Genomic DNA, 24,569 nt, shown 5'->3' with positions numbered 1-24,569 from the left:
CCCCAATAATCAAGTGAAAGGACAAGAGCCACGGTGTGAGCGTGGTCTCTGTCCTTATCTTTTTACAAGGAGATGATCCTGATGAGTAAAACAAAACGACTGCAAACCATCGACGGCGAGAGCCTGATGAGCCTGCCGCTGACGCCGCTCAACTTCGTGGTGGATACGCTGCTGTCACAGGGACTGCACATCCTTGCCGGCTCTCCCAAGGTGGGAAAATCCTGGCTGGCCCTGTGGCTGTCCGTCATGGTGGCCAAGGGCGAACCCGTCTGGGGGATGTCCGTGAAGCAAGGCACCACCCTCTATCTCTGCCTGGAGGACTCCACCCTCCGCATTCAGAACCGGCTGTTCGAAATCACGGAGGATGCCCCCGCCAATGTTCACTTCACCACCCAGAGCGACATTCTGGGCAAAGGGTTGGAGGAGCAGCTCCGCACCTTCCTTGACGAACACCCTGACACGGTACTGGTCATCATCGACACGCTGCAGATGGTACGCCCAGTACGCGACGCTACCTACGCCAACGACTACCGTGACCTCTCTGCTCTGAAACAGATCGCGGATGCCCACGGCATCGCCATCCTGCTGATCCATCATCTGCGCAAGGAATCCGCCGACGATGTATTCAACCGCATCTCCGGTACCACCGCCATCAGCGGTGCGGTGGATTCCAGCTTCACGCTGGTGGAGGAACGTCGGGGCAGCGGTAGAGCGAAGCTCTCCTGCGTCGGCCGCGACATTGAATACCGGGAGCTGATGCTGGAGCGCAACGGTGAAAATGTGTGGGAGCTGGTTGCAGACAGTCAGACACAGCCGGAGCTGCTGGGCGACCGCATCGTTTATCTCCTCTCCGAACTGATGCGTGACCGAACCGAATTTATCGGCACTCCCACGGAGCTGTCTGAACGGATCGACCCTGTGGGGGTGGAGCGCATGTCACCCAAGAAAGTATCCCGACAGATCCTGCAAAACCTTGACGCACTAAGGAAAATCGGCATTTCCGCTGTGGTGCGCCGCAGCAACGGAAGGCGGCTCATTGAGCTGCACCGTGCCGAAAGTGACGATGCCCAGGGTGTCCCGGCGGTCGACCCTGTTGACCCTGCCGGGGCGCTGTGCGGCGATTTGCGGGCGGTTTACAGGTGCGGCGAGTAAACTCCCGCAAGACAAAAGAAACGCCGTGTTGGGCCGTTTGTGGACAAAGGAGGAGTACGGGTGTTCGGCGCGGGAGAATCACCTCCAAAGGGGCCCCCGGCGAAACTCAGCAAAGCGGTTTCGCTGGGGAGAGGAGGAAGCACGGAGCGAGGGAGCTTTTGACCTCGGTCGGAAGCGACAGATGCGCAGTCGCTTCCGACGAGGGCCAGCATCGCGTTTGTCTGGTCGTCGGCAAAGCCGCCGCCCGCCTTCCGCATTATTTCCGGGCAGAAGCCCGGACCCACTTTATCTGCAATATGGAGGAAACGACATGAAAAAAGATATTAAATTCAGCACCCGGATGGCATCCGCAGACCGGGAGGCCATCAAAGAGTTGGCGAAACGCTCCGGGATGTCCATGAGCGATTATGTGACGGCCTGCTGTCTGGGAAAGCAGGTAGTGGTCGTCAATGGACTGAAAGAAGTGCTGAAGGAGCTGAAGTCTATCGGCAGAAATCTGAATCAGCTTGTCACCCTGGCGCATATGGGGCGCGTCACGGTGATTCATCTGGACAGCGTACGCCAGGCATTCTCTGAACTCTGCGCCGCTGTTCGGTTGATCCTGGAACGAAAGCGGTGGTGAGGGATGGCTATTATCAGCTTCACCAACTACAAGCGGGGCCAGACCACCGGATGTATGGGAGCCGTAATGCGGTACACCATGCAGGATAAGAAAACTGAGTTTGAGGGGCAGAAGTTAATTACAGGCATCAACTGCCAGCCGGAATCTGTCTATGCGGACTTTATGACCACCAAGCGGCTGCATCACAAAACCGACGGCGTGCTGTTCTACCACATGGTGCAGAGCTTCCCGAAAGGCGAAGCAGTCGATCCGGTCACCGCTCATGCGGCGGCATTGAAGCTGGCTGAGTACTATGAGGGGTATGAAGTTCTGGTCTGCACCCACACAGACCGGGAACACATTCATTCCCACTTTCTCATCAACTCCGTCAACTTCGATACGGGAAAGAAACTGCACATCGCAAAGGAGCAACTCCAAGAACTGCGGCAGCGCAACGATCAAGTCTGCATGGAGTTTTCTCTCCCTGTGTTCAACCCCACGAACAGGAAAGAGAAGAGCAAGACGATGTCCATCGGCGAGTATCACACGGCCGCCCGTGGCCAGAGTAAAAAACTGCAACTCATGAACATCATCAACGACTGTATGCGCCACGCCTCTAACCGTGAGGAGTTTATTGCGCTGATGGAGAGCGAGGGCTACAAGGTACGCTGGGAAACCTCCCGGCGGAATATTACCTACACCACACCCAGCGGCTGGCAGTGCCGTGACCGCCTGCTGTTCGGGGATAAGTATCTAAAGGAGAATATGGAATATGAATTCAGGATCAGAGAAGGAATTATCTATGGACGAGTTGTTGGAAAGGAACCGACCTGCACAGGCGCTATACTGTCCTCCAGCGCAGGAACAGACGCCTCCTCCCAAAGTACATCCCACAAAAGAGGAATGGGAGAATCTGCAGAGCGACCTCTATACGCTGGGGTATCTCACCGAGAGACAGACTGCCTATCTGAAGGGAATCAACGAACTGCTGGTACAGTTCCCGACCAGGATGCAGATGGAGGAGCTGCTGAAAGCGTTGAAGCATCTGGAGCAGATGAGCGAACAGGCTGGGAAGCAGAAAGAGAAGCGTTTTTCTCTGCCCAACATCAGTCTGCCCAGACTACGACTGCCGCTCCTGGATGGGCCTACATGGGCAGTGTTGCTGATGGTAACGGCAACGTTGCTTCTGCTGTGGTGGGGCTTGGATACCGTCTGGAGCAGTCTCAGTCTGTTGCTCCAGTGATGGACAGTACCACAATGCACCCGCATACAGACAGGAAAACGCTACGCAAGAAGCAGCAAAAGAAAATCGCCCAAGGCCATGCCAAGGACGATTGCGAAGAAGACCAAACTTGGCAGCAGACCATGTGACGGTCTGCTATTTTTGTTGCCCGAATCAGATTCGGGGGAAAGGAACTCAATGAAAAGTGAATTTGAAGTGTATATGGAGACGGGTATTCTGGGTGGTTATGTGCCGGAGCGAGCAATTGGTCTCCGGAACGAAAACATGATCACACCAATCTACCGGGATACATCTTATCACGAAACAGAACATGGTATGGAACTTCGCCGGGAGATGATCGTGGGCGGACGAACATTCTTCGTCCGTTCCATCTTCTCTACCGCAGAGGAAGCGAAAACACCTACGGAGCAGATGCTCCAAATCATCGACAGTGATTTAGAAAAAGGTTCGCTTTGAGGATAGACATTGGGCAGGAGATACGGTATGTTTGTTGTTACCGTATCGGCTTGCCCGGAAAGGAGTAGCAATGGCAAGCAACGAAAAATATACCGTCCTCTATGGCCGACTGAGTCAAGAGGATACGCAGAAAACAAATAAGACGGATGACTCGAACAGTATTCAGAATCAAAAACTTCTGCTGGAGAAGTATGCAGCCGAGAAAGGATTCACCAACACCCTCTTCCTGTATGACGACGGTTACTCTGGAACGAACTTCAACCGCCCAGGCTGGCAGCAGGTCATGGAGCTGATGGAAAACGGTCAGGTAGAAACACTGATCGTCAAGGACATGTCCCGACTGGGCCGTGAGTACCTTCAGGTAGGTCAGTACACGGAACTCATCTTCCCACAAGCTATGGTGTGCGCTTTATCGCCGTCAACGATGGCGTGGACAGCCTGTACGAGTCCACCAATGACTTCACGCCCTTTCGGAATCTGATGAACGAGTTCTATGCCAAAGACTGCAGCAAGAAGGGACGTTCTGTGGTTCGTCTCAAGGCTGAAACTGGCGCCAGAGTTTCCTCCCGACCCCGCTATGGGTATATGAAGGACCCGGCAGATCCCAAACGGCACATGGTGCCTGATCCCGAGAACGCTCCGGTGGTGCGGTACATCTTTGACCTCTGCGTTTCTGGAAAAGGTCCTGCCCAGATTGCAAAGCAGCTCAAGAAAGACAAAATTCCCACGCCTGGATATTCCTACTATCAGAAGCACGGAGTAGAGCTGACCGGAGTGGACATCACCCAGCCATACAACTGGTCCACCAACACCGTCGCTGGCATTCTGGAGGATGAGACTTACCTGGGTCACACCATCAACCTGAAATCCACCACTCTGTCCTTCAAGAACAAAAAGCGCATTGAGCGTCCCGAGTCTGAGCAACTGCGCTTTGAGAATACGCACGAAGCACTCGTTACGCAACAGACCTGGGAGATCGTACAGGATATCCGCAAGCATAAGAGGCGTCCGGCAAAGATGGAGGAGCAGAATATCTTCTCCGGGCTGGTCTACTGTCTGGACTGTGGGGGCACCATGGTACTGCACCGAGCACACACCATGGATGCGGTGAAAAACAACTTCATGTGTTCTACCTACAAGAAGAAAGGCAAAGATGTTTGCTCTGGGCATTACATCAGAGAACAGGAACTCAGCGCCATCCTGCTGGATGACATCCGGCGTGTCACACACTTCGCTCGTCAGAACGAGCTGCGGTTTGCGGAGCATATCCGCAAGAAGCAGGGCAAGGAGGCGCAGCAAGAGATCACGGTGCTTCAAAAGAAGATCGACACCATGCAGAAGCGCCAGGCCGAGCTGACGAAGCTGTTCAAACGGCTCTACGAGGACAGTGTACTTGGACGCATCCCGGACGAGCAGTATCGCATCCTATCTCAGGAGTACACCGCCGAGCAGAAAGAGATCCAGGAACAGCTCCCTGCCATGGAAGGAAGACTTCAGGAACTGAAAGACTCCAGCTCCAATATTGCCCGGTTCATTGAGAATGCCAAGCGATACAGCGAGATCCCGGAGCTGACTGCTGAGATCCTGCGCATCTTCATCAAGCGAGTGGAGGTCAGTGAGCGTGCGGAGAAATACTCCCGCACAGCACCGCAGGAGGTACGCATCTACTATCGTGACATCGGCCTGGTGGACGAACTGCCTAAGAGTATGGCGGATTCTGTGTCAGAAGAAATCCCGAATGAGGTCGCATGAGCAGAAAAGGGAGGCTGTGCCGAAACACAGCCTCCCTCCACAGGAACAAATATTAAGTTATACGGGTAGGTTCATAAATTGTCCCTATGGAACGGTTCCCCATGCCATCCGGCTTTTTTTGTGCAAATCAGTTGACGAACAGGGAAGCGCGCTTTTTGAAGTAGACGTTGTTAAGTGCAATCATCAATACGGAGAGTACAAGTACCAATACATACGAACCTGCAAGCGAAGAGGAAAAGAAGAGGTCGCCAGCCAACGCGGCTGTCAAAATCAGACGGGCAGCTGAATGTGCGGTGCTAATACTTAAAAATATAAGCAAGTAGGAAGGGGCATCTTTCCGAAACTGAACCAATTTTTGCCGGACAAAAATGGCCATTACACCCAGCGCGATCATAACAATTCCGCTAAGCAAATCAACGATCCGCAACTCACTGGAGAAGAAGTACCATATCTCCGACATTTCTCCATAAGCTTTTCCGGCCATAAAAAGGATACCGGAAATCACACCACCCACACAGGATGCAAACAGCGCAAAATAAATTAAAAATTTATACCATTTCATGGGATAACCATTGAAAGTGGAGACGCTGTTGGGACTCTGGTAGCCGCCGTTGGGACGGTAGCCGCCGACAGGCGGGGGCGTAGTGGGAGTGTAGTTGGGATAACTGCCGGGCTGGCTGGGGGGAGTCTGCTGGTAGGAGGAAGCCCCAGCCTGGGGCGGTGTTTCCTGCGCGGAATTCAACTGGTTTCCACAGCCAGGGCAAAACAGACTGCCGTCTGCGATCTGACGACCGCAATACTTACAGAACATGATATGACCTCCTGTTCTCTCTCTTAGTCCTCCCAATGGGAGTATCCTTATTTTAAACACTTTGACGAATTTTGTAAATAGCTAGAAGAAGATTTGCAGAAAGACCGTGCCGGAAGAATGTGCGTTGCCACAGGCGAGCGGGTGCGGTATAATAAAAAATAACTCTGTATCAAGAGAGAACAACCTTCTGAATGAAGGGTGAAGAGAAAGCAGGAGAAGAGACACCATGGCCAACATTATTGAGATCACCGACTATTCCGATCCTCAGCTGGACTGCTACGCCCGGCTTACCGAGGCCCAGCTGCGCAACCGGCTGGAGCCGGAGAAGGGCATCTTTATTGCCGAGAGCCCCAAGGTGATCCTGCGGGCCCTGGACGCCGGGTATGAGCCCCTGTCTCTGCTGATGGAGCGCAAGAAGATCGACGGGCCCGCCAAAGAGGTGGTGGCCCGGTGCGGTGACCTGCCCCTCTACACCGCCGACCGGGAAGTGTTGGAGGGTCTCACCGGCTATGAGGTGACCCGGGGTGTGCTGTGCGCCATGCGGCGGCCGGTGCTGCCCACAGTGGAGGAGCTGTGCGCAGGTGCCCGGCGGGTGGCGGTGCTGGAGGGTATTGTGGATTCCACCAACGTGGGGGCCATCTTCCGTTCCGCTGCCGCCCTCCACATGGACGCGGTGCTGGTTACCCCTACCTGCTGCGACCCCCTGTACCGCCGGGCGGCCCGTGTGAGTATGGGCACCGTATTCCAGATCCCCTGGACCCGCATCGGGGACGACCCCTCCCAGTGGCCCCAGCCGGGGCTGAGCCGCCTCAATGCTCTGGGCTTTAAGACAGTGGCCATGGCCCTCAGCGATACCGCCATCAGCATTGAGGATCCTCGCCTGCGGCAGGAGGACAAGCTGGCCATTGTGCTGGGTACCGAGGGGGACGGCCTGTCGGATCACACAATCGCCGCCTGCGACTACACCGTGTGTATCCCCATGTCCCACGGGGTGGACTCCCTCAACGTGGCGGCGGCCAGTGCCGTAGCGTTCTGGGAGCTGCGGGCCCGGTAAGAATCAAAAACGCCTGTGACGCTTGTCACAGGCGTTTTTTCAGGCCCTGAGGGTCCGGTAGGTGGACCGGATGAGTACGACTGCAATGAGAAAAGTCAGCAGGTCAGATACCGGCATGGAGTAGAGCACACCGTCCAGGCCGAAAAAGCGGGGAAGCAGCAGGGCGAAGCCCACGCCGAATACCACCTCACGGATCATGGAGAGGGCAGTGGAGGCCAGGGCCTTGCCCAGGGACTGGAGGTAGATGAAGGTGCCCTTGTTGACGCAGGCCAGGATCATCATGCACAGGTAGATGCGGAAGGACTTAACGGCAAATTCGGTGTAATAGCTGCTCTCATTGGCGGCACCGAAGATGGCGATGAGCTGGGTGGGGAGGAGCTCCACAATGAGCAGGGCTACCGCGCCTACTGCCGCCTCGGCCAGCAGCAGGTGGGTAAAGAGGTTCCTGGCCCGGTCCTTCCGCCCGGCGCCGATGTTGTAGCCCACAATGGGGATGCACCCGGCGGCAAGCCCCACGGCGATGGAGATGACGATCTGGAAGAACTTCATGACGATACCAACCACTGCCATGGGGATCTGGGCGTACTGGGTCTGGCCGAAGATGGGGTCCAGGGCACCGTATTGCCGGATCATGTTGTTAATAGCAGCCATGGCTGCCACCAGAGAGATCTGGGACAGCAGGCTGCATACCCCCAGGGAGAGAAACTTTGCGATGACGTTCCACTGGAGGGCGAAGCAGCTTCGGTTCAGGGATACCGCCTTCATATGGCACAGATACCACACGGACAGAGCGGCGGTGAGGATCTGGCCCAGTACGGTAGCCACGGCGGCTCCCATCATGCCCCACTGAAAGCCGAAGATGAACACCGGGTCCAGGATCAGGTTGACCACCGCTCCCGCCAGGGTGGAGGCCATGGCAAACCGGGGGCTGCCGTCGGAGCGGATGATGGGGTTCATGGCCTGACCGAACAGATAGAAGGGTACGCCCAGGGTGATGTAGAAGAAATACTCCCTGGAGTGGAGGAAGGTCTCCTCGTTGACCCGCCCGCCGAACATGGTGAGGATAGGGTCCTGGAAGAGGAGGTAGAGGGCGGTGAGGATCAGACCGGCGGCCAGGCTGAGTACCACGGCGTTGCCGACGCTGCTGCCCGCCCGCTTGTGCTCGCCGGCCCCCAGACAGATGCTAACCAGAGCACAGCAGCCGTCGCCGATGAGCACGGCGATGGCCAGGGCTACCACCGTCAGGGGAAACACCACCGTGTTGGCGGCGTTACCGTAGGAGCCCAGATAGGACGCGTTGGCGATGAAGATCTGGTCCACGATGTTGTACAGGGCCGCTACCAGCAAGGATATGACGCAGGGCACGGCGTACCGGGCCATCAAAGACCTGATGGAGTCGGTGACCAGGAAGGAATTGGAGCGCTGTTCCTGTTCCATTTCAAATGACCTCCCAACAAAAGAAAGTGTGTGGCCAGTGCTGGATTTACGCCGTTGGCCACACGCTTTTCTTAATTCAGATAATCGCCCACCGGGCTTTGATTGTACTGCTTTATAATCTTCAGCAGGATGGAGCCGTCGGGCAGCGTATTCTCCTCCAAAATCTTATATTGGGTGCCGTTCCGCTCCAACTGCCTTTTGTAGTAGGCTACTTCCTGACGGACCGACTCTACCGCAAAGTTGTGTTCTACGCCTTCTTTCAGCTGAAAGTGCAGGGTCTGGCAAACACACGCCGCTTTGATCCGTTTCATATAAGTTCCTCCCATTCAGTGTATAAAAGAAACAACGTGCAGATATCAACCGGATTTACGCCGATGATAGCTACACGTTGTATTTTTATTATAACTTATGGGATGGGGACATTCAAAGGTGGTTTTCCACAAAAATAGCGCCCTGAATTTTGGACGGTCAATCATCAATCTGACCATAGTCTCCCGACGGCAGCCGGTGGCCCTCCAGGGTGAACTGGCCCATGCCCAGGGCGGTTGGGAGAGAGAAGGGCTTTACCGTGCCGTCGTCAAAGCGGACGGTGATCCGGTCCCCGTCCCGGGTGGTGAGCAGGCCGGGACCATAGCGGGCGTGGCGCACCCGGGTGCCGGGGATGTAGTCCTTGGCGGCGGCGGCAAGCTGGGCGGACAGGACCGCCGGATCGGGACTTTTACGGACAGGAGCCTTTCTTTTTGGGGGTTCTTTCTGCGGAAAGAGAAAGGAAGAAAAAGTGGAGGCCAGCTCGGGACGGCGGAAGGTCATGACCCACAACTCCTGGCGGGCGCGGGTCATGCCTACGTAAAAGAGCCGCCGCTCCTCCTCCCGCTGGTTAATCTCCTCCTCGGTTTCGTCCTCCTTGGGGGTGGGAGGCAGCTTGGGCAGCAGTCCATCGGCCACGTCCATTAAAATCACCCGGTCGTACTCCAGGCCTTTGCTGGAGTGGATGGTGGACAGAATGAAGGGACAGTCCGGGTGGGCTGAGCCCCGGCGTACCACCTCCTCCAATTCATCCAGCCGCTGAAGTAGTCCGGCGGGGGTGGGCTCGTTGGCCCCCAGAGCCTCCAGAATGGGCAGCTTGCTGTTGTCTGCCCCCCGGTCTTCCAGGTAGGCCCCGTAACCCATGAAGTGGACGATGCGGTATACCGCCTTGTCTGCCCGCTCCTCCAGCAGGTTATTCATGTGAGTCTGAAGAGCTTTACACTGCTTGCGGCTCCAGGGAGAGAGGGTGGAGCAGCCCGCCAGATATTCCAGCAGGGTCTCCCCGGTGGGAGAACACTGGCTGACTGCCTCCTGGGCGGCGGCACGGCTGATGCCCGCCCCCAGCTTGTAATATAGGTCCAGGAACAGCTCTCCGTTCCAGGGGTCCTGGGCCAGTCGGATGATGTTGGTCACATCCCGCACCACCCGGTGGGTGAAAAAGCCGCTGTCCACCTGGCGGCAGCGATAGGGGGTACCGGAGCGCTCCAGCAGATCCATGAGGGGGAGGGCGCTGTCGTTGTCCCGGTAGAGCACCGCCGTCTCCTGATCGCAGTTCTCCGCCACCTTGGCCAGATACTGATACTGCCGCTGCCGGTCGTACACCTCTACCTGCCGGATGGCCGGGCCGTCCCCTCCGGCGGCGTGCATGGTCTTGGGGCGGCGCTGGGTGTTGAGCCGGATGAATTTGTCCGCCGCCGCCACGATCTCGCGGGTGGAGCGGTAATTCTGCTCCAGCAGCAGCACCTGAGCACCTGGATAGGTGTTCTCAAAGGCGTGGAGAGCCTGGGGACAGGCGGCTCGGAAGCCATAGATGCTCTGGTCCTCATCCCCCACCATGAAGAGCTGGACCTGATTCCCCGCCAGCAGGCGGATGATGGCGTGCTGGATTTGGGAGGTATCCTGTGCCTCATCCACACACAGGTAGGGGTAGCGGCGCTGCCACTCCTGAAGGATTTGAGGGTAGCGGCGCAGAATTTGATACGCATAGCCCAGCTGATCGTCGTAGTCCATGAGCCGCCGCTGCCGCAGAGCTTGGTTGTAGGCCTTATAGACAGCGGGAAATTCCACCCCCTCCACCTCAACGTCGTTCAGATCGATCTGGCCGGGAAGATGGTTTTTTACATAGGTGATGGCAGTTTGAATGGCCTTGATGGTGGCCTCCGGGGCGTATTCCTGGGTGAGATTACGGCAGATCTCCCCGATGAGGGCGGCCTGCCGCCCGGTGTCCTCCAGCAGATCGAAGGCCTTCTGGTCCACCAGCTGTTCGCACCGGCGGATGATGGAGGAACATACCCCGTTGATGGTGCGGAAGGACAGCCGTTCCGCCAGCTCGGGGCCAAAGAAGGAGGCGAAGCGCTGGCGCATATCCCGGGCGGCGGAGACGGTGTAAGTCATGGTGAGGATGGACCGAGGGTCCATACCCAGGCCCAGCACCAGATAGCCGATGCGGCTCACCAGTACGGTGGTTTTGCCGCTGCCGGGCACCGCCAGCAGCAGCACCGGGCCGTCCACAGCCTGAACGGCGGCCTCCTGCTGCTTATCCAGGCACAGGCCGTAGGTTTTTTTGAATTGGGCAAAGGTCATACTTGTTTCTCCTGTGGCAGATGAAGGATTCCCACGAAAAATGGCCGCCATTGGCGGCCATTTTTTCAGAATGACAGGGGATAGGGGGCACTCAGGGCTGGGAGAGCCCGCCGTTGCCCAGAGCGTGCTCCTTGATCTTCTGGAAGGTCTCCTCGCTGAGGTCGTGCTCGATCTTGCAGGCGTCGGCGGCGGCTACCTCAGGGCTGACACCCAGGAAGGTAAAAAACTGGGTAAGCAGCTGGTGCCGCTCGTAGATGCGCTTGGCGATCTCCTCTCCGGCGGGGAGGAGGGAGATGAGTCCGTCCTTGTCCATCTCGATATAGCCGCTCTCCCGCAGCTTCTTCATAGCCACGCTGACGCTGGGCTTGGAGAAGTGAAGTTCATTGGCGATGTCGATGGAGCGAACCGTACCGTGCCGCTGGCGGAGACTGAGGATGGCTTCCAGGTAGTTTTCGGAGGATTCATAGATATTCATGACAGATTCCTTCCCATCCATACTATTTCTATAAGATTAGCACAGAACGGGCCCTTTGGCAAGGCGGATCAGATCCCTGCGCCGCCGTTCCATCTCCAGTCCCGAATCTCGGGCATATCCTGGCCGTGGGCGGTAATGTACTGCCGGTGTTCCACCAGCTTGTCTTTCATCAGCTGGATGAGGAAGGCGCCACGGTTACCCAGCTGGGGCAGCCGCTTGACGGTGTCGATAACCAGGTCGAAGCGGTCGATGTTGTTCTGCACCCGCATATCGAAGGGGGTAGTGAGGCCGCCCTCTTCCTTATAACCCCGGACGTGAAGGTTCTTGTTGTGCCGCCGGTAGGTCAGCTCATGGACCAGGGAAGCATAACCGTGGAAGGCAAAGATAATGGGCTTATCGGTGGTGAAGAGCACATCGTAGTCCTCATCGGTGAGACCGTGGGGGTGCTCGGTGTGGGGCTGCAGCTTCATCAGATCCACCACGTTGACCACCCGCACCTTCAGCTCGGGCAGATAGCGCCGCAGGATGGTGACGGCGGCCAGGGTCTCCAGGGTGGGCGTCTCGCCGCAGCAGGCCAGCACCGCGTCAGGCTCGGCCCCCTGGTCGTTGGAGGCCCACTGCCAGATACCGATGCCGTGGGTGCAGTGCTTGATGGCCTCATCCATGGTGAGCCACTGGGGCCGGGGGTGCTTGGAGGTCACCAGCACATTGATATAGTTGCGGCTCTTGATACAGTGGTCGAAGCAGGACAGCAGGCAGTTGGCATCGGGGGGCAGGTAGAGCCGCACCACGTCCGCCTTCTTGTTGGCCACATGGTCCAGGAAACCGGGGTCCTGGTGGGTGAAGCCGTTCTGATCCTGCTGCCACACGTTGGAGGACAGCACATAGTTGAGGGAGGCGATGTCCTGCCGCCAGGGCAGGGGACCGGCCACCTTGAGCCACTTGGCATACTGGCTCACCATGGAGTCCACGATGCGGATAAAGGCCTCATAGCTGTTGAGGAAACCGTGACGGCCGGTGAGCAGATAGCCCTCCAGCCAGCCCTGGCACATATGCTCGGACAGCATCCCGTCCAGGATGCGCCCGCTGGGGGACAGTCCCTCATCGGAGGGCAGCCGGTCGGCATTCCACCGGCGGTCGCTGGCCTCCAGGGCAGCCCACAGCTTGTTGCTCATGGTTTCGTCCGGGGAGAAGATACGGAAGTTTTTGGCCTTCTGGTTCAGCTTGAGCACGTCCTTGACGTACTTGCCCAACTCGGCCATGTCCTCGGCCTCCGCCTCGCCGGGGGCGGGGACCTCCACCGCGTATTTGGAGAAATCGGGGGTGCGCAGGTCCCGCAGCAGCAGACCGCCGTTAGCGTGGGGGTTGGAGCCCATCCGCCGTTCTCCCTGGGGAGCCATAGCCCGTAGAGCAGGGATGGGTGCCCCTGCTTCATCGAAGAGTTCCTCCGGATGATAGGAGCGCAGCCACTCCTCCAGAATCGGCAAGCGCTCCGGGTGGGCATCGTCCACCGCCAGAGGCAGCTGGTGGACCCGGCTGGTGCCCTCCAGGGCTACCCCATCCGCCTCTTTGGGACAGGTCCAGCCCTTGGGAGAACGAAACACCACCATGGGCCAACGGGGACGCTCGGTTTCCCCGAAGGAACGGGCGCTCTCCTGGATGCGCTGGATCTCACGCACTGCCCAGTCCAGGGCGGCCGCCATCTTCTGGTGCATTTGGGCCGGGTCGTCCCCCTCCACGAAACGGGGGGTCCAGCCGCAGCCCTTGAAGAAGTCCTCCACCTCCTCGGCGGAGATACGGGCGAAGAGGGAGGGGGTGGCGTTCTTGTAGCCGTTGAGGTGGAGAATGGGGAGCACCGCTCCGTCTCCCACCGGGTCCAGGAACTTGTTGCCGTGCCAGGCGGCAGCCAGAGGGGCGGTCTCGGCCTCCCCGTCGCCCACGACACAGGCGGCGATCAGGTCCGGATTGTCCATGACAGCTCCGAAGGCGTGGGCCAGGGAGTAACCCAGCTCGCCGCCTTCGTTGATAGAGCCGGGGGTGTCGGGGGCGCAGTGGCTGCCCACGCCGCCGGGGAAGGAGAACTGCTGAAAGAGCTTGCGCATTCCTTCCTCATCCTGGCTTACGTTGGGGTAGACTTCGCTGTAGGTGCCCTCCAGATAGGTCTGGGCCAGTACGGCGGAACCACCGTGGCCGGGGCCGCAGACGTAGATCATATTCAGGTCGTACTTGGTGATGACCCGGTTGAGGTGAGTATAGATAAAGTTCTGGCCTGGTACCGTGCCCCAGTGTCCCACCGGGGTGTGCTTCAGATGCTCCGGCTTCAGAGGAGTACGAAGCAGGGGATTGTCCCGCAGATAGAGCTGGCCGGCGGCCAGGTAATTGGAGGCCCGCCACCAGGCGTCCAGTTTCCGCAGAGCCTCAGGGCTGAGAGGACCTTTTTTGGACATACGGGCCGAGGTTTTGACCGTAACTTTGGTGCGGGGTCCGGAGGATTTTGCCAAAGGGATGCACTCCTTCCACAAAAAGCAGACTGACGCCGCCGGACAACAGAAGGGGCTGTTGCAGCCTGCTGCAACAGCCCCCATGCCCGCGCGGCGGGGTTCTTATTTCTCATCCAGGGGCAGGGGCGCGGGGGGCGCGAATTGGTCCGCACAGTCCTGAGCCAGCTTGCGCAGGTGCTCGTCCTGACTGCTGAAGTTGGAGGACAGCTGCTCCAGCGTCTGGCGCAGCTTGTCCAGCTCCTGACCGGTGCGGGAGATGGCCCCGTCCATGTCCGAGCGCAGCAGGTCATAGCCCGCCTGCACCTTGTGGAGCCACTGGGTCACCTCGGTGTGAGCCCGGCGGACTTTCTCCTCCGCTTCCTGCTGTACCTCCTGAGCACGGCAGTGGGCCTCAAGCTCGATGCCGGCGGTGCGGTCCTTTACCTGCTGGTAGGCGGCGGCGTCACGCTCGGCCTGGGCCAGGCGGGCATTGGCGCCGGTCAGCTGGGCGGCGGTCTGCTCTGCCTCTCCGCGGACCTGCTCCAGCTGGGCCCGCAGCGCTTCCACCTCTTTGCGCGCCTCATCCAGCTGGGCGGTCAGGGCTTCGTTTTCCTTGGCCAGCGTCTCAGCCTGCTCTTTGGCCTGACCGGCCTGCGCCGCCAGCTTCTCCTTTTCAGCCGCCAGCTCATCCCGCTCCCGCTGGAGCTGGGCCAGTTTTTCCATGTGGGTCTGGTTGGAGGATTCAATATAACTCAGCACATCCTGCTTCTGAAAACCGCCGAAGGTGGCGGTACGAAACTGAAGCTCTGTGGCGCTCATAGGGGACACCTCATTTCCACAAATTCATGCCTATTTTAACACAGTTTTCTCCATAACACAATCCGCTCTTTTCGTTGACTCGACAGGGGTAGAATGATATAATAGGATGATTATGACAACAATGACCGGGAGGATGACTATGTGGGTCTCTGACGGATGGAAAGATTATCAGCTGCTGGACTGCGGCGGTGGAGAGCGTCTGGAGCGCTGGGGCAAGTTTACTCTGGTGCGCCCGGATCCCCAGGCTATTTGGCGCCCCGAAGGGCGGCAGCCCGGCTGGAACCGGTACGACGCCCGGTACCAGCGGTCCTCCACCGGCGGCGGGCGCTGGGTGAAAAAGGCCCTGCCCGAGCGGTGGACGCTGGGCTATAAGGAGCTTACCTTTAATATTAAGCCCATGAACTTCAAGCACACCGGCCTGTTCCCCGAGCAGGCTGCTAACTGGGACTTTGCCATGGAGCGCATCCGCTCCGCAGGCCGGCCGGTGAATGTGCTCAACCTATTTGCCTACACCGGTGGGGCCACCGTGGCCTGCGCCGCGGCGGGGGCCAGCGTGTGCCATGTGGACGCTGCAAAGGGTATGGTGAGCTGGGCCCGGGAGAACGCTGCCTCTTCCGGTCTCACCGGCGCTCCCATCCGCTGGATCGTGGATGACTGCGGCAAATTTGTGGAGCGGGAGATCCGCCGGGGACGGAAGTACGATGCCGTCATTATGGACCCGCCCTCCTATGGACGGGGTCCCTCCGGCGAGATCTGGAAGCTGGAGGAGAACCTGTTCCCCTTTGTGGAACTGGTGACCGGGGTACTGTCGGACAACCCCCTGTTCTTCCTCATCAACTCTTACACCACCGGCCTTGCCCCCTCGGTACTCACCTACCTGCTGGAGACACTGGTGGCCCGGAAGCACGGCGGCCATACTGAGAGCCAGGAGCTGGGTCTGCCGGTAACCGCTACCGGCCTGGCGCTGCCCTGCGGTGCCACCGGAAGATGGATCTGCGACTAAGAAGGAGACGCTATGGGACAAGCCATTCTTGAAACAAAGGACCTGCACTTCCGCTATGACGAGGAGGAGGGACCATCCCCGGTGGTGCTGGACGGGGTGGACCTCCAGATCCAGGCGGGCACCTTCGTGGCGGTGCTGGGCCACAACGGCTCGGGGAAATCCACCCTGGCCAAGCATATGAATGCCATTTTGCTGCCCACCGGCGGCAAGGTTTATGTGGACGGTATGGATACCGCCGACGAGGAAAAACTGATGGATATCCGGCGTACCGTGGGCATGGTGTTCCAGAACCCGGACAACCAGATCGTTGCCAACGTGGTGGAGGAGGACGTGGCCTTCGCTCCGGAGAATCTTGGAGTCCCCCCGGAGGAGATCCGCCGCCGGGTGGACGACGCCCTGAAGGCGGTGGGGATGTATGAGTACCGGGAGCACGCCCCCCATCTGCTCTCCGGCGGTCAGAAGCAGCGGGTGGCCATTGCCGGCGTCATCGCCATGCAGCCCCGGTGCATCGTGCTGGACGAGCCCACCGCCATGCTGGACCCCATCGGCCGTTCCGAGGTGCTGAAAACCATCAAGGAACTCAACCGCACTTCCGGGGTGACGGTGGTACTCATCACCCACCACATGGACGAGGCTGCCCAGGCCGACCGTCTGGTGGTTATGTCCAAGGGCAAGGTCATTGCCGACGGTGCCCCTCGGGAGGTATTCAGGCAGGTAGAGGCGCTGAAGGAAGTGGGCCTCACCGTCCCCGAGACCACCGAGCTTCTGTGGGAGCTGCAAAAGGCGGGGGTAAATGTGTCCATGGACGCCCTCAATGACGAGGAGTGCGCCCGGGAATTGTATCAGCTGCTGAACCAGGGCGTTACCCCGTAAGGGGAATGCACCATTGTGATAAAGGACTGAAGCAAATTGGAACCGATTATTCAGACGGAGCGCCTGAGTCATATCTATTCCGCCGGCACCCCCTTTGAGCACGGGGCCCTGGTGGATGTGGACTTCACCGCCTACCGCGGGGAGTACCTGGGCATCATCGGCCACACCGGCTCGGGCAAATCTACCCTGATCCAGCACCTCAACGGCCTGCTGAAGCCCACCTCGGGCAGAGTGCTCTTTGAGGGCAAGGACATCTGGGAGAGCAAGGAGCGTACCCGCCAGACCCGCTTCCAGGTGGGCCTGGTGTTCCAGTACCCCGAGTATCAGCTCTTTGAGGAAACCGTTTATAAGGATATCGCCTTCGGCCCCGGCAACATGGGGCTGGAGCCCGACGAGATCGACCGCCGGGTGCGGCAGGCCGCCCAGTTCGTGGGCCTGAAGGAGGAGACTCTGGAGAAGTCCCCCTTTGAGCTCTCCGGCGGCCAGAAGCGCCGGGTTGCCATTGCCGGCGTTATCGCCATGGAGCCCTCGGTGCTCATTCTGGACGAGCCCACCGCCGGCCTGGACCCGGTGGGTGTGGAGTCCATTCTGGGCAACATCCACGACTACCATGTGGCCAAGAATGCCACCATCATCATCGTCTCCCACTCTATGGAGGAGATGGCCCGGACGGTGGACCGCATCGTGGTGGTCAACGACGGCAAGATTCCCTTCTCCGGCGCTCCCCGGGAGGTATTCGCCCACGGGGACGAACTGGAGCGTATGGGACTGGGTGTGCCCGCCATGACCCGGGTGTTCCACCGGCTGCGTGCCATGGGGGTGGACATCGACCCCTCGGTGTACACCATCCAGCAGGCCAGAGACGCGATTCTGGCCAAACTGGGAAAGGCGGTGGTGTAAATGGCGCTGAAAGACATTACCCTGGGCCAGTATTTCCCGGGCAAGACCATCATCCACCGGCTGGATCCCCGCACCAAGCTGATTGGCACCATTGCCTATATCGTAGCCCTGTTTCTGGCCGCAAATGTGGTGACCTACGCCATTTTGCTGGTGCTGCTGGCCGCCCTTATCGCCATTTCCAAGGTGGGGCTCAAGAGTATTCTTCGGGGCATGAAGCCCATCTTCATCATCATCCTCATCACCGCCATTCTGAACCTGTTCTTTACCCCCGGTGAGGGGGAACCGCTGGTGTCCTGGTGGGTGTTTACCATCTACGCGGAGGGCATCCGGGCAGCTGTGTTCATGATCCTGCGGATTATGATGCTCATCACCTGCACCTTCCTGCTGACCTACACCACCTCGCCCATTATGCTCACCGACGGCCTGGAGAAACTGCTCAGCCCCCTGAAGGTGATCCGGGTGCCCATCCACGAGCTGGCCATGATGATGTCCATTGCCCTGCGGTTCATCCCCACCCTCATTGAGGAGACCGACAAGATCATGTCCGCTCAGAAGGCCAGAGGCGCCGATTTCGACAGCGGCAACCTGATCCGCAAGGCCCGCGCCCTGGTGCCCCTGCTGGTGCCCCTGTTTATTTCTGCTTTCCGCCGGGCCGACGAGCTGGCGGTAGCCATGGAGTGCCGGTGCTACCACGGCGGCAGCGGACGCACCCGCCTGCGCCAGCTGAAGATGAAGGGTGTGGACATTCTCTCCCTGCTGCTGTCGGTGGCTCTGTGCGTGGGTATCGGCGTGCTGGCTCACTACGGTTGGTAAGGAACCACAATTTTTACCAAAATTTAAGGTTTACTGAAGGACTTATGAGAAATATTGCGTTAAGATTGATGTATGTGGGCACGGCCTACCACGGCTGGCAGGTCCAGAAGAACGCCGCTACCGTGGCTGAAACTCTGGAAAAGGCCCTGGCCACGGTGGTAGGCCATCCGGTGAAGTGTACCGGCGCAGGCCGTACCGACGCCGGGGTCCACGCCGAGACCTATGTGGCCAACTTCCGCACCACCTCCCGCATCCCCTGCGACCGGCTGCCCCTGGCGGTGAATACCCGGCTGCCCGATGACATCGTAGTGGTGAAGGCCACCGAGGTGCCGGACGAGTTCAACGCCATCGGCTCCTGCCTGAAGAAGGAGTATACCTACCGGATCTACAACTCCCACATCCGCAACGCCTTCTATGTAGACCGGGCCTGGTTTTATCCCAAGCACCTGGACGAGGGGATTATGCAGCGGGCGGCCTCCCACTTTGTGGGTACCCATGACTTCGCCGCTGTCCGCAGCGTAGGTACCGAGACCCGCACCACCGTGCGGACGGTCCACTACTTCAATATCACCCGCAGCGGGCTGATGATCGAATGTAAGGTGTGTGCCGACGGTTTCCTGTACAACATGGTGCGGGCCATGGTGGGCACCTGCGTTTATGCCGCCGAGGGCAAGTTCTCTCCCGATGACGTGCCCGCTATCCTGGAGGGCAGGAACCGCACCGCCGCAGGCCCCACGGTGCCCGCCGGCGGCCTGTACATGACAAAGCTATGGTACCATGAGGATGTGTTGTAATGCCTCGCCACATAATTTCCAAGAAGGCGCATAGACTGAACGAGGACAAGGACGCCAATCCATCCCGCAAGAAGGAGAAGCGGCCCAATCCAGTGCTGCGGCTGCTGGCCTTTCTGCTGACCGTAGTCATGGTGCTGGGCGCCATCTTCCTCATCGTCAACTATGATAAATTGAATTTTGACTCCATCAAGCGGTGGTTTGCCTACCGGGATCTGGAGCGGGGAGACAGCGGACAGGCTGAATCTTTCCCCTTCGACGGGGACAGCAGCAGCACCTTTGCCAGCCTGGACGGCGATCTGCTGGTGTGTTCCACTACCGGTGTGCGGCTCTATTCAGCCAGCGGTCAGGTGTATGTGGACCGCACGGTCACCATGGAGAACCCGGTTGCGGTAGCCGCCGGGTCCACCGCTCTGGCCTACGATGCCGGCGGCCAGACTCTGCTGGTCTGCCGGAACCGGGAGGAGGCCTTTACCCTGGAGCTGGCGGAGGACGAAGAGGTGCTCTCCGCCGATGTAAACGGGAAGGGCTGGATGGTGACGGTGACCCAGGAGAGCGGTTATAAGGGCGTGGTCACGGTGTACGACAGTCAGTTCCAGCCCCAGATGCAGGTGAGCCTGTCCAGCCGCTTCATTATGGACGCCGCCCTGTCGCCGGATAACAGTACGGTGGCGGTGCTCACCATGGGCCTCGCCGACGGCACCTTCACCAGTCAGGTGGAGCTCTATCCCACCGCCGGCGCCGCTTCCGATGCCTCTCCCCAGACTACCTGCACGGTGGGCGGCCAGGTGATCCTGGACATGACCTGGGACGACAGCGGAATCTGGGCCCTGGGTGAGGATGAGATCTATCATCTGGATGATTCCGCCGCCCTGACGGGCAGCTATTCCTATTCCGATCGCTATCTGAAGGGCTTTTCCCTGGCAGGAGACGGTACCGCCGTTCTGCTGCTGGGCAAGTACCGGGCAGGCAGTACCGCTGAGCTAGTGGTGGTGGACACCCAGGGCGAGGCCCGGGCCACCATGGCTCTGGACGAGCAGGTGCTGTCCATCTCGGCGGCCGGGCGGTATATCAGCCTGCTGACCGCCGATCAGCTGAACATCTATGACCAGGATCTGTCGGTCTATCATTCCCTGGAAGAGACCCAGAGCGCACGCAAGGTGCTCCAGCGCTCCGACGGCAGTGTGCTGCTCATCGGCAACGACACCGCACGGGTCTATTTGCCCCAGTAATCACGGAGGAACCCTATGGCAATCGTATTTGAACTGATCGTTGTGGCCATCCTGGCGGCCTTTGTGCTGCTGGGTATCAAGCGGGGACTGGTTTTGTCCCTGTGCGGCCTGGTGGGCGTGCTCATCGCCTTTGGCGGCGCCGGCGTGCTGGCCCGTACCCTGTCTCCCATGGTGGCAGACGCCCTGGAGCCCAAGTTTGCTGCCGCCATTGAGGAGCAGCTGGACCAGCAGATCCAGGCCAGCCTGGAGGAGAACGGCCAGACAGGGGAGGAGGCCCCCACACCGGATACCCTGCCTCTTCAGGACGTGCTCAACGCCCTGCGGGACATGGGTTTCTATGAGCCTCTGATCAACAGCGTCAACCAGGCGGTAGAGAACGGTATGACCGAGGTGGCCGCCAGTGCCGCAGCCAAGGTGGCAGCGGCCATCGCTCAGTCGGCGGCCTATCTCATCCTGTTCCTGGTGGGTTTTGTGGTCATTCTCATTCTGTGGAAGCTTGTAAGCCGGGCTTTGGATTTGGTGGCCCGCCTGCCGGTGCTCCACTTCCTCAATAAGACTCTGGGCGGCGTGTTTGGCCTGCTTCAGGGCTGCCTGATCCTGTTTATCGCCGCCTGGGCCATCCAGTTCATGGGTAATCTGATCCCGGCGGAGACGGTGGAGCACACGGTACTGCTGAAATTCTTCATGACTACCAATCCTATGAGCCTGCTTTCCGGCGTGTAACCGGCAGCGATCTGAGAAAAAGAGAGAAATTCAGGTGAATCGACATGACAGTCCCCAATATTCTGTCCCTGTTCCGGCTGTTTCTGGTGCCGGTGTTCGCAGTGGTGTTTTTCCAGCCCATGCCGGACGCCCATACCTGGGCGGCCCTCATCTATCTGGTGGCCTTCCTCACCGATATTGCCGATGGCTGGATCGCACGCCACTTCAATCAGGTCAGCAAGCTGGGCCGCATTCTGGATCCTGCGGCTGACAAGTGGATGACCTTTACGGTTATTATTTGTATTACAGTGGATGGCATTATCCCCCTGTGGGCAGTGATCGTGTTCTTCTGCAAGGAGCTGTGCATGGCCATCGGCGGTTATCTCATGTATCGCCGTCTGGGGGATGTGATCCCCTCTAACTGGCTGGGTAAGCTGTCTACCGGCGTGTTCTTTGTGGTGTGTGTGGCCCTGATGCTGTTCCCCGCCATCCCCAGAGTGGGGCGTACCGCCATGATCGGCGGAGCTCTGGCACTGACGCTGCTGGCGCTGGCAGGGTATGTGTACCAGTATTGCAAGACCATGCGGGAAAGAAAGCCGGCCTGATTCATACCCAGTTCATAATTTCGGATTAGAATCATCTCTCCGGGGAGAGGGCCCGTACGGGGCCGTCCCCGTCAAAGGAGCTGAACATATATGCAACCCACACTTTGTTCCAGATGTCATAAGAATGTAGCCGTCATCTTCATTCAGAAGATGGAGGGCGGCACCACCAAGAGTGAGGGGCTGTGCCTCAAGTGCGCCAAGGAAATGGGCATCAAGCCCGTGGAAGATATGATGCAGAAGATGGGCATCACCGACGAGGACCTGGAGGGACTGACCAACGAAATGATGTCCGCCTTCGGCGGTGCCGAGGGCATGGAAGGCCTGGTGCCCAGCGACGACGGCGACCAGGATGAGGAGGACGAGGGCAAGACCGCCACCTTCCCCTTCCTGAATAAGCTGTTCGGCGGCGGAGCCCAGAATCCCCAGAACCAGCCTCCCGAGCGGGAGAATAACCGCTCTGAACGTACAGAAAAGGACAAGAAGGGCGATAAGCCCCCCAAGCGGAAGTTTTTGGAGAACTACTGCATCTCCCTGACCCAGAAGGCCGCCGACGGCAAGCTGGACAGGATTATCGGCCGGGACGAGGAGATCCAGCGCACCATCCAGATCCTCAACCGCCGGCAGAAGAACAACCCCTGCCTCATCGGCGAGCCCGGCGTGGGCAAGACCGCCATTGCCGAGGGCCTGGCTCAGAAGATTTACCAGCGGGATGTACCCTACAAGCTGCTGGACAAGGAGGTCTACCTGCTGGACCTGACCGCCCTGGTGGCAGGCACCCAGTTCCGCGGCCAGTTTGAAAGCCGCATGAAGGGCCTCATTGAGGAGATCAAGAAGCTGGGCAACATCATCCTGGTCATCGACGAGGTCCACAACATCGTGGGCGCCGGTGACGCCGAGGGTTCCATGAACGCCGCCAACATCCTCAAGCCCGCCCTCAGCCGGGGGGAGATCCAGGTCATCGGCGCCACCACCCTCACCGAGTACCGCAAGTACATCGAGAAGGACTCCGCCCTGGAGCGGCGGTTCCAGCCGGTGATGGTGGAGGAGCCCTCCATTGAGGACAGCATTAAGATCATCAAGGGTATCGCCCCCTACTACGAGAAGTATCACTTCGTCTCCATCTCTCCCGAGATGTGCCGCCTGGCGGTAACTATGAGCGAGCGGTACATCACCGACCGGTTCCTGCCTGACAAGGCCATCGACCTGATCGACGAGGCCTGCTCCGACGTGAACCTCCACAACAAGGCTCTGGCCCGTGAGGTGGAGGTAAAGAAGGAGCTGGAGGCCCTGGGTCAGGAGCGGGAGAACCTGATGGTAGAGGCCAACGACCGGGACTACAAGCGCCAGACCGCCCTGAAGAACAACGAGAGCCGTCAGGGCGAGATCCGCCGGGAGCTGAACAAGCTCACCGCCGAGCACGACGCCCTCATGGGGAACCCCGCCACCACCGAGGCCCTGGGGGCCAACGAGCGCCGTCAGGCCAATTTCCGCAAGGAACTGGACAACCTGGCTGCCGAACGGGAGAAGCTGATGGCTGACCAGGGCAGCAGCAAGGACTACGAGCGGCTGGCCTCTATCAAGAGCCGGGAGATCCAGCTCCAGGACGAGCTGAGCAAGCTGGATGCCCAGAGCGCCCCGCCCCTGACGGTGGAGCACCTGGCCCGGGTCATTGAGCTGTGGACCAAGATCCCTGCCAGCCAGATCCAGGAGGCCGAGTATGAGCGCCTGGCCAAGCTGGAAGACCGGCTGAAAGAGCACCTCATCGGCCAAGACGAGGCGGTCCACGCTGTGGCCGCCGCCGTCCGCAGGGGCCGGGTGGGCATCGCCTCCAAGCGCAAGCCCGTGTCCTTCATCTTTGTGGGCTCCACCGGCGTGGGCAAGACCGAGCTGGTCAAGCGGCTGGCCATGGATATGTTCCACTCTCCCGAGTCCCTCATCCGGCTGGATATGAGCGAGTTCATGGAGAAGTTTGCCGTCAGCCGCATCATCGGCTCCCCCCCGGGCTATGTGGGCTATGACGAGGCGGGCCAGCTCACCGAGAAGGTGCGCCGCAAGCCCTACTGCGTCATCCTCTTCGACGAGATTGAGAAGGCCCACCCCGATGTGCTCAACATTCTGCTCCAGATCCTGGACGACGGACACATCACCGACGCTCAGGGCCGCAACGTGAACTTTGAGAACACCGTTATCGTCATGACCTCCAACGCGGGCAGCGACGCCCGCACCTCCGCCGGCAGCGTGGGCTTTGGTCGCACCGCAGACCAGCAGGGGAGGGAGCGGGCCATGAAGGCGCTGGAGTCCTTCCTGCGGCCTGAGTTCATCAACCGGGTGGACGAGATTGTCTACTTCAACAAGCTCACCGAGGACAACTTTAAGTCTATCGCTGCCATCATGCTGGGCGAACTGCGGGATACCCTCAAGGAGAAGGGCATCACCTTTACCTGGGACGATGCTCTGCTGGACCACCTGGTCCGCAAGTCCTACTCCCAGACCTACGGCGCCCGCAACCTGCGCCGCCAGATCCAGAAGGACCTGGAGGACGACATCGCTACCAAGCTCATCGACAGCTATCTCCATCCCATCTCTGCCATCCACGCCACGTCGGACGGGGAGAAGACCGTTATTACGGCGGAATAAGCATAGTGAATTGTCAAACTAAGTGCAACAGGAATTGAGTTCGAAGTCCCATAATTCCTGGGCAGAATGGAAATTCAAAACTTTGCGAGGCCTGGCGTTAATTAACGCCAGGTTTCGTTTTAG

23 protein-coding genes are annotated in these 24,569 nt (G+C 59.2%); 16 read left to right on the top strand and 7 right to left on the bottom strand.

The features are described from left to right. Positions 1-81 precede the first annotated feature (81 nt). From B5F94_RS04270 to B5F94_RS04250, 6 genes are all read left to right on the top strand, one after another. The gene (locus B5F94_RS04270; protein WP_087328071.1) at positions 82-1,152 is read left to right on the top strand and encodes an AAA family ATPase; all 1,071 of its coding nucleotides are present in this window, start codon (positions 82-84) and stop codon (positions 1,150-1,152) included. Positions 1,153-1,462: 310 nt separating this feature from the next. Next, the gene (locus tag B5F94_RS04265; RefSeq protein WP_087328068.1) at positions 1,463-1,774 is read left to right on the top strand and encodes a plasmid mobilization protein; all 312 of its coding nucleotides are present in this window, start codon (positions 1,463-1,465) and stop codon (positions 1,772-1,774) included. 3 nt (positions 1,775-1,777) lie between these two features. Further along, a complete protein-coding gene (locus B5F94_RS04260) occupies positions 1,778-3,124 on the top strand; it encodes a relaxase/mobilization nuclease domain-containing protein (protein ID WP_087328066.1) in 1,347 nt (448 codons plus the stop codon). Positions 3,125-3,173: 49 nt separating this feature from the next. Continuing rightward, positions 3,174-3,452, top strand: coding sequence for a hypothetical protein (locus tag B5F94_RS04255; RefSeq protein ID WP_087328063.1), 279 nt, complete (start codon positions 3,174-3,176; stop codon positions 3,450-3,452). 70 nt (positions 3,453-3,522) lie between these two features. Then, on the top strand, positions 3,523-3,933 hold the full coding sequence (locus B5F94_RS16860) for a recombinase family protein (protein ID WP_242965581.1): 411 nt from the start codon (positions 3,523-3,525) through the stop codon (positions 3,931-3,933). Further along, entirely contained in the window at positions 3,855-5,204 is a 1,350-nt protein-coding gene (locus B5F94_RS04250) for a recombinase family protein (RefSeq protein WP_242965579.1), read from the top strand. Before B5F94_RS16860 ends, B5F94_RS04250 begins: the two co-directional genes overlap by 79 nt. Positions 5,205-5,331: 127 nt before the next feature. Here the strand turns inward: B5F94_RS04250 and B5F94_RS04245 are convergent, their stop codons facing one another. Next, positions 5,332-6,015 carry a zinc ribbon domain-containing protein gene (locus B5F94_RS04245; RefSeq protein ID WP_087328060.1) on the bottom strand — a complete coding sequence of 228 codons (684 nt, stop codon included), beginning with the start codon at positions 6,013-6,015 and terminating at the stop codon, positions 5,332-5,334. 226 nt (positions 6,016-6,241) lie between these two features. Between B5F94_RS04245 and B5F94_RS04240 the strand changes: the two genes are divergently transcribed. After that, positions 6,242-7,069: a TrmH family RNA methyltransferase gene (locus tag B5F94_RS04240; RefSeq protein ID WP_087328057.1), complete on the top strand. Its 828-nt coding sequence runs from the start codon at positions 6,242-6,244 to the stop codon at positions 7,067-7,069. Between the two features lie 39 nt (positions 7,070-7,108). On the opposite strand, the gene B5F94_RS04235 is transcribed toward B5F94_RS04240, so the two are convergent. The 6 genes from B5F94_RS04235 to B5F94_RS04210 form a co-directional block, all read right to left on the bottom strand. Then, a complete protein-coding gene (locus tag B5F94_RS04235; protein ID WP_087328054.1) occupies positions 7,109-8,506 on the bottom strand; it encodes an MATE family efflux transporter in 1,398 nt (465 codons plus the stop codon). Positions 8,507-8,577: 71 nt separating this feature from the next. Then, positions 8,578-8,817, bottom strand: coding sequence for a hypothetical protein (locus tag B5F94_RS04230; protein WP_087187138.1), 240 nt, complete (start codon positions 8,815-8,817; stop codon positions 8,578-8,580). A gap of 157 nt (positions 8,818-8,974) precedes the next feature. Beyond that, positions 8,975-11,116, bottom strand: coding sequence for an ATP-dependent helicase (locus B5F94_RS04225; RefSeq protein ID WP_087328050.1), 2,142 nt, complete (start codon positions 11,114-11,116; stop codon positions 8,975-8,977). Positions 11,117-11,207: 91 nt separating this feature from the next. Further along, a complete protein-coding gene (locus B5F94_RS04220; RefSeq protein ID WP_087328046.1) occupies positions 11,208-11,591 on the bottom strand; it encodes a metal-dependent transcriptional regulator in 384 nt (127 codons plus the stop codon). 68 nt (positions 11,592-11,659) lie between these two features. Next, the gene (locus B5F94_RS04215) at positions 11,660-14,038 is read right to left on the bottom strand and encodes a phosphoketolase family protein (protein WP_164496872.1); all 2,379 of its coding nucleotides are present in this window, start codon (positions 14,036-14,038) and stop codon (positions 11,660-11,662) included. A 156-nt stretch (positions 14,039-14,194) separates the two neighbouring features. Beyond that, positions 14,195-14,890 carry a hypothetical protein gene (locus tag B5F94_RS04210; RefSeq protein WP_087328040.1) on the bottom strand — a complete coding sequence of 232 codons (696 nt, stop codon included), beginning with the start codon at positions 14,888-14,890 and terminating at the stop codon, positions 14,195-14,197. Positions 14,891-15,029: 139 nt separating this feature from the next. On the opposite strand from B5F94_RS04210, the gene B5F94_RS04205 reads away from it, so the two are divergent. The 9 genes from B5F94_RS04205 to B5F94_RS04165 all read left to right on the top strand — a co-directional run bounded on the left by B5F94_RS04205 (position 15,030) and on the right by B5F94_RS04165 (position 24,446). Next, entirely contained in the window at positions 15,030-15,893 is an 864-nt protein-coding gene (locus B5F94_RS04205; RefSeq protein WP_087328037.1) for a class I SAM-dependent methyltransferase, read from the top strand. Between the two features lie 12 nt (positions 15,894-15,905). Further along, positions 15,906-16,766, top strand: coding sequence for an energy-coupling factor transporter ATPase (locus tag B5F94_RS04200; protein ID WP_087328034.1), 861 nt, complete (start codon positions 15,906-15,908; stop codon positions 16,764-16,766). A 36-nt stretch (positions 16,767-16,802) separates the two neighbouring features. Further along, complete coding sequence (locus B5F94_RS04195) at positions 16,803-17,666, top strand: energy-coupling factor transporter ATPase (protein WP_087187130.1); 864 nt, start codon at positions 16,803-16,805, stop codon at positions 17,664-17,666. Further along, positions 17,667-18,479, top strand: coding sequence for an energy-coupling factor transporter transmembrane component T family protein (locus tag B5F94_RS04190; protein ID WP_087187129.1), 813 nt, complete (start codon positions 17,667-17,669; stop codon positions 18,477-18,479). A 44-nt stretch (positions 18,480-18,523) separates the two neighbouring features. Continuing rightward, positions 18,524-19,273, top strand: a complete 750-nt coding sequence (gene truA / locus B5F94_RS04185) for a tRNA pseudouridine(38-40) synthase TruA (protein ID WP_087328031.1) — start codon at positions 18,524-18,526, stop codon at positions 19,271-19,273. Next, positions 19,273-20,502, top strand: a complete 1,230-nt coding sequence (locus tag B5F94_RS04180) for a DUF5711 family protein (protein WP_087328028.1) — start codon at positions 19,273-19,275, stop codon at positions 20,500-20,502. The genes truA and B5F94_RS04180 overlap by 1 nt, the downstream gene beginning before the upstream one ends. A gap of 15 nt (positions 20,503-20,517) precedes the next feature. Beyond that, on the top strand, positions 20,518-21,225 hold the full coding sequence (locus tag B5F94_RS04175; RefSeq protein ID WP_087266215.1) for a CvpA family protein: 708 nt from the start codon (positions 20,518-20,520) through the stop codon (positions 21,223-21,225). A gap of 44 nt (positions 21,226-21,269) precedes the next feature. Beyond that, positions 21,270-21,809, top strand: coding sequence for a CDP-alcohol phosphatidyltransferase family protein (locus B5F94_RS04170; RefSeq protein WP_087266213.1), 540 nt, complete (start codon positions 21,270-21,272; stop codon positions 21,807-21,809). A 90-nt stretch (positions 21,810-21,899) separates the two neighbouring features. After that, positions 21,900-24,446, top strand: coding sequence for an ATP-dependent Clp protease ATP-binding subunit (locus B5F94_RS04165; protein ID WP_087328025.1), 2,547 nt, complete (start codon positions 21,900-21,902; stop codon positions 24,444-24,446). Positions 24,447-24,569 lie beyond the last annotated feature (123 nt).

This window comes from Flavonifractor sp. An4, from assembly GCF_002161755.1.
In the GTDB taxonomy this organism is placed as follows: Bacteria; Bacillota; Clostridia; order Oscillospirales; family Oscillospiraceae; genus Flavonifractor; species Flavonifractor avicola.
Note: the sequence above shows the minus strand (reverse complement) of the source record. Positions and strands in the feature narration are given on the sequence as shown.

What these genes read in the sequence shown, in the direction of transcription:
- B5F94_RS04270 (WP_087328071.1), top strand. Translation starts at nt 82, where the DNA reads ATGAGTAAAACAAAACGACTGCAAACCATCGACGGCGAGAGCCTGATG.
- B5F94_RS04265 (WP_087328068.1), top strand. Translation starts at nt 1,463, where the DNA reads ATGAAAAAAGATATTAAATTCAGCACCCGGATGGCATCCGCAGACCGG.
- B5F94_RS04260 (WP_087328066.1), top strand. Translation starts at nt 1,778, where the DNA reads ATGGCTATTATCAGCTTCACCAACTACAAGCGGGGCCAGACCACCGGA.
- B5F94_RS04255 (WP_087328063.1), top strand. Translation starts at nt 3,174, where the DNA reads ATGAAAAGTGAATTTGAAGTGTATATGGAGACGGGTATTCTGGGTGGT.
- B5F94_RS16860 (WP_242965581.1), top strand. Translation starts at nt 3,523, where the DNA reads ATGGCAAGCAACGAAAAATATACCGTCCTCTATGGCCGACTGAGTCAA.
- B5F94_RS04245 (WP_087328060.1), bottom strand. Translation starts at nt 6,015, where the DNA reads ATGTTCTGTAAGTATTGCGGTCGTCAGATCGCAGACGGCAGTCTGTTT.
- B5F94_RS04240 (WP_087328057.1), top strand. Translation starts at nt 6,242, where the DNA reads ATGGCCAACATTATTGAGATCACCGACTATTCCGATCCTCAGCTGGAC.
- B5F94_RS04235 (WP_087328054.1), bottom strand. Translation starts at nt 8,506, where the DNA reads ATGGAACAGGAACAGCGCTCCAATTCCTTCCTGGTCACCGACTCCATC.
- B5F94_RS04230 (WP_087187138.1), bottom strand. Translation starts at nt 8,817, where the DNA reads ATGAAACGGATCAAAGCGGCGTGTGTTTGCCAGACCCTGCACTTTCAG.
- B5F94_RS04225 (WP_087328050.1), bottom strand. Translation starts at nt 11,116, where the DNA reads ATGACCTTTGCCCAATTCAAAAAAACCTACGGCCTGTGCCTGGATAAG.
- B5F94_RS04220 (WP_087328046.1), bottom strand. Translation starts at nt 11,591, where the DNA reads ATGAATATCTATGAATCCTCCGAAAACTACCTGGAAGCCATCCTCAGT.
- B5F94_RS04215 (WP_164496872.1), bottom strand. Translation starts at nt 14,038, where the DNA reads ATGTCCAAAAAAGGTCCTCTCAGCCCTGAGGCTCTGCGGAAACTGGAC.
- B5F94_RS04210 (WP_087328040.1), bottom strand. Translation starts at nt 14,890, where the DNA reads ATGAGCGCCACAGAGCTTCAGTTTCGTACCGCCACCTTCGGCGGTTTT.
- B5F94_RS04205 (WP_087328037.1), top strand. Translation starts at nt 15,030, where the DNA reads ATGTGGGTCTCTGACGGATGGAAAGATTATCAGCTGCTGGACTGCGGC.
- B5F94_RS04200 (WP_087328034.1), top strand. Translation starts at nt 15,906, where the DNA reads ATGGGACAAGCCATTCTTGAAACAAAGGACCTGCACTTCCGCTATGAC.
- B5F94_RS04190 (WP_087187129.1), top strand. Translation starts at nt 17,667, where the DNA reads ATGGCGCTGAAAGACATTACCCTGGGCCAGTATTTCCCGGGCAAGACC.
- truA (WP_087328031.1), top strand. Translation starts at nt 18,524, where the DNA reads ATGAGAAATATTGCGTTAAGATTGATGTATGTGGGCACGGCCTACCAC.
- B5F94_RS04180 (WP_087328028.1), top strand. Translation starts at nt 19,273, where the DNA reads ATGCCTCGCCACATAATTTCCAAGAAGGCGCATAGACTGAACGAGGAC.
- B5F94_RS04175 (WP_087266215.1), top strand. Translation starts at nt 20,518, where the DNA reads ATGGCAATCGTATTTGAACTGATCGTTGTGGCCATCCTGGCGGCCTTT.
- B5F94_RS04170 (WP_087266213.1), top strand. Translation starts at nt 21,270, where the DNA reads ATGACAGTCCCCAATATTCTGTCCCTGTTCCGGCTGTTTCTGGTGCCG.
- B5F94_RS04165 (WP_087328025.1), top strand. Translation starts at nt 21,900, where the DNA reads ATGCAACCCACACTTTGTTCCAGATGTCATAAGAATGTAGCCGTCATC.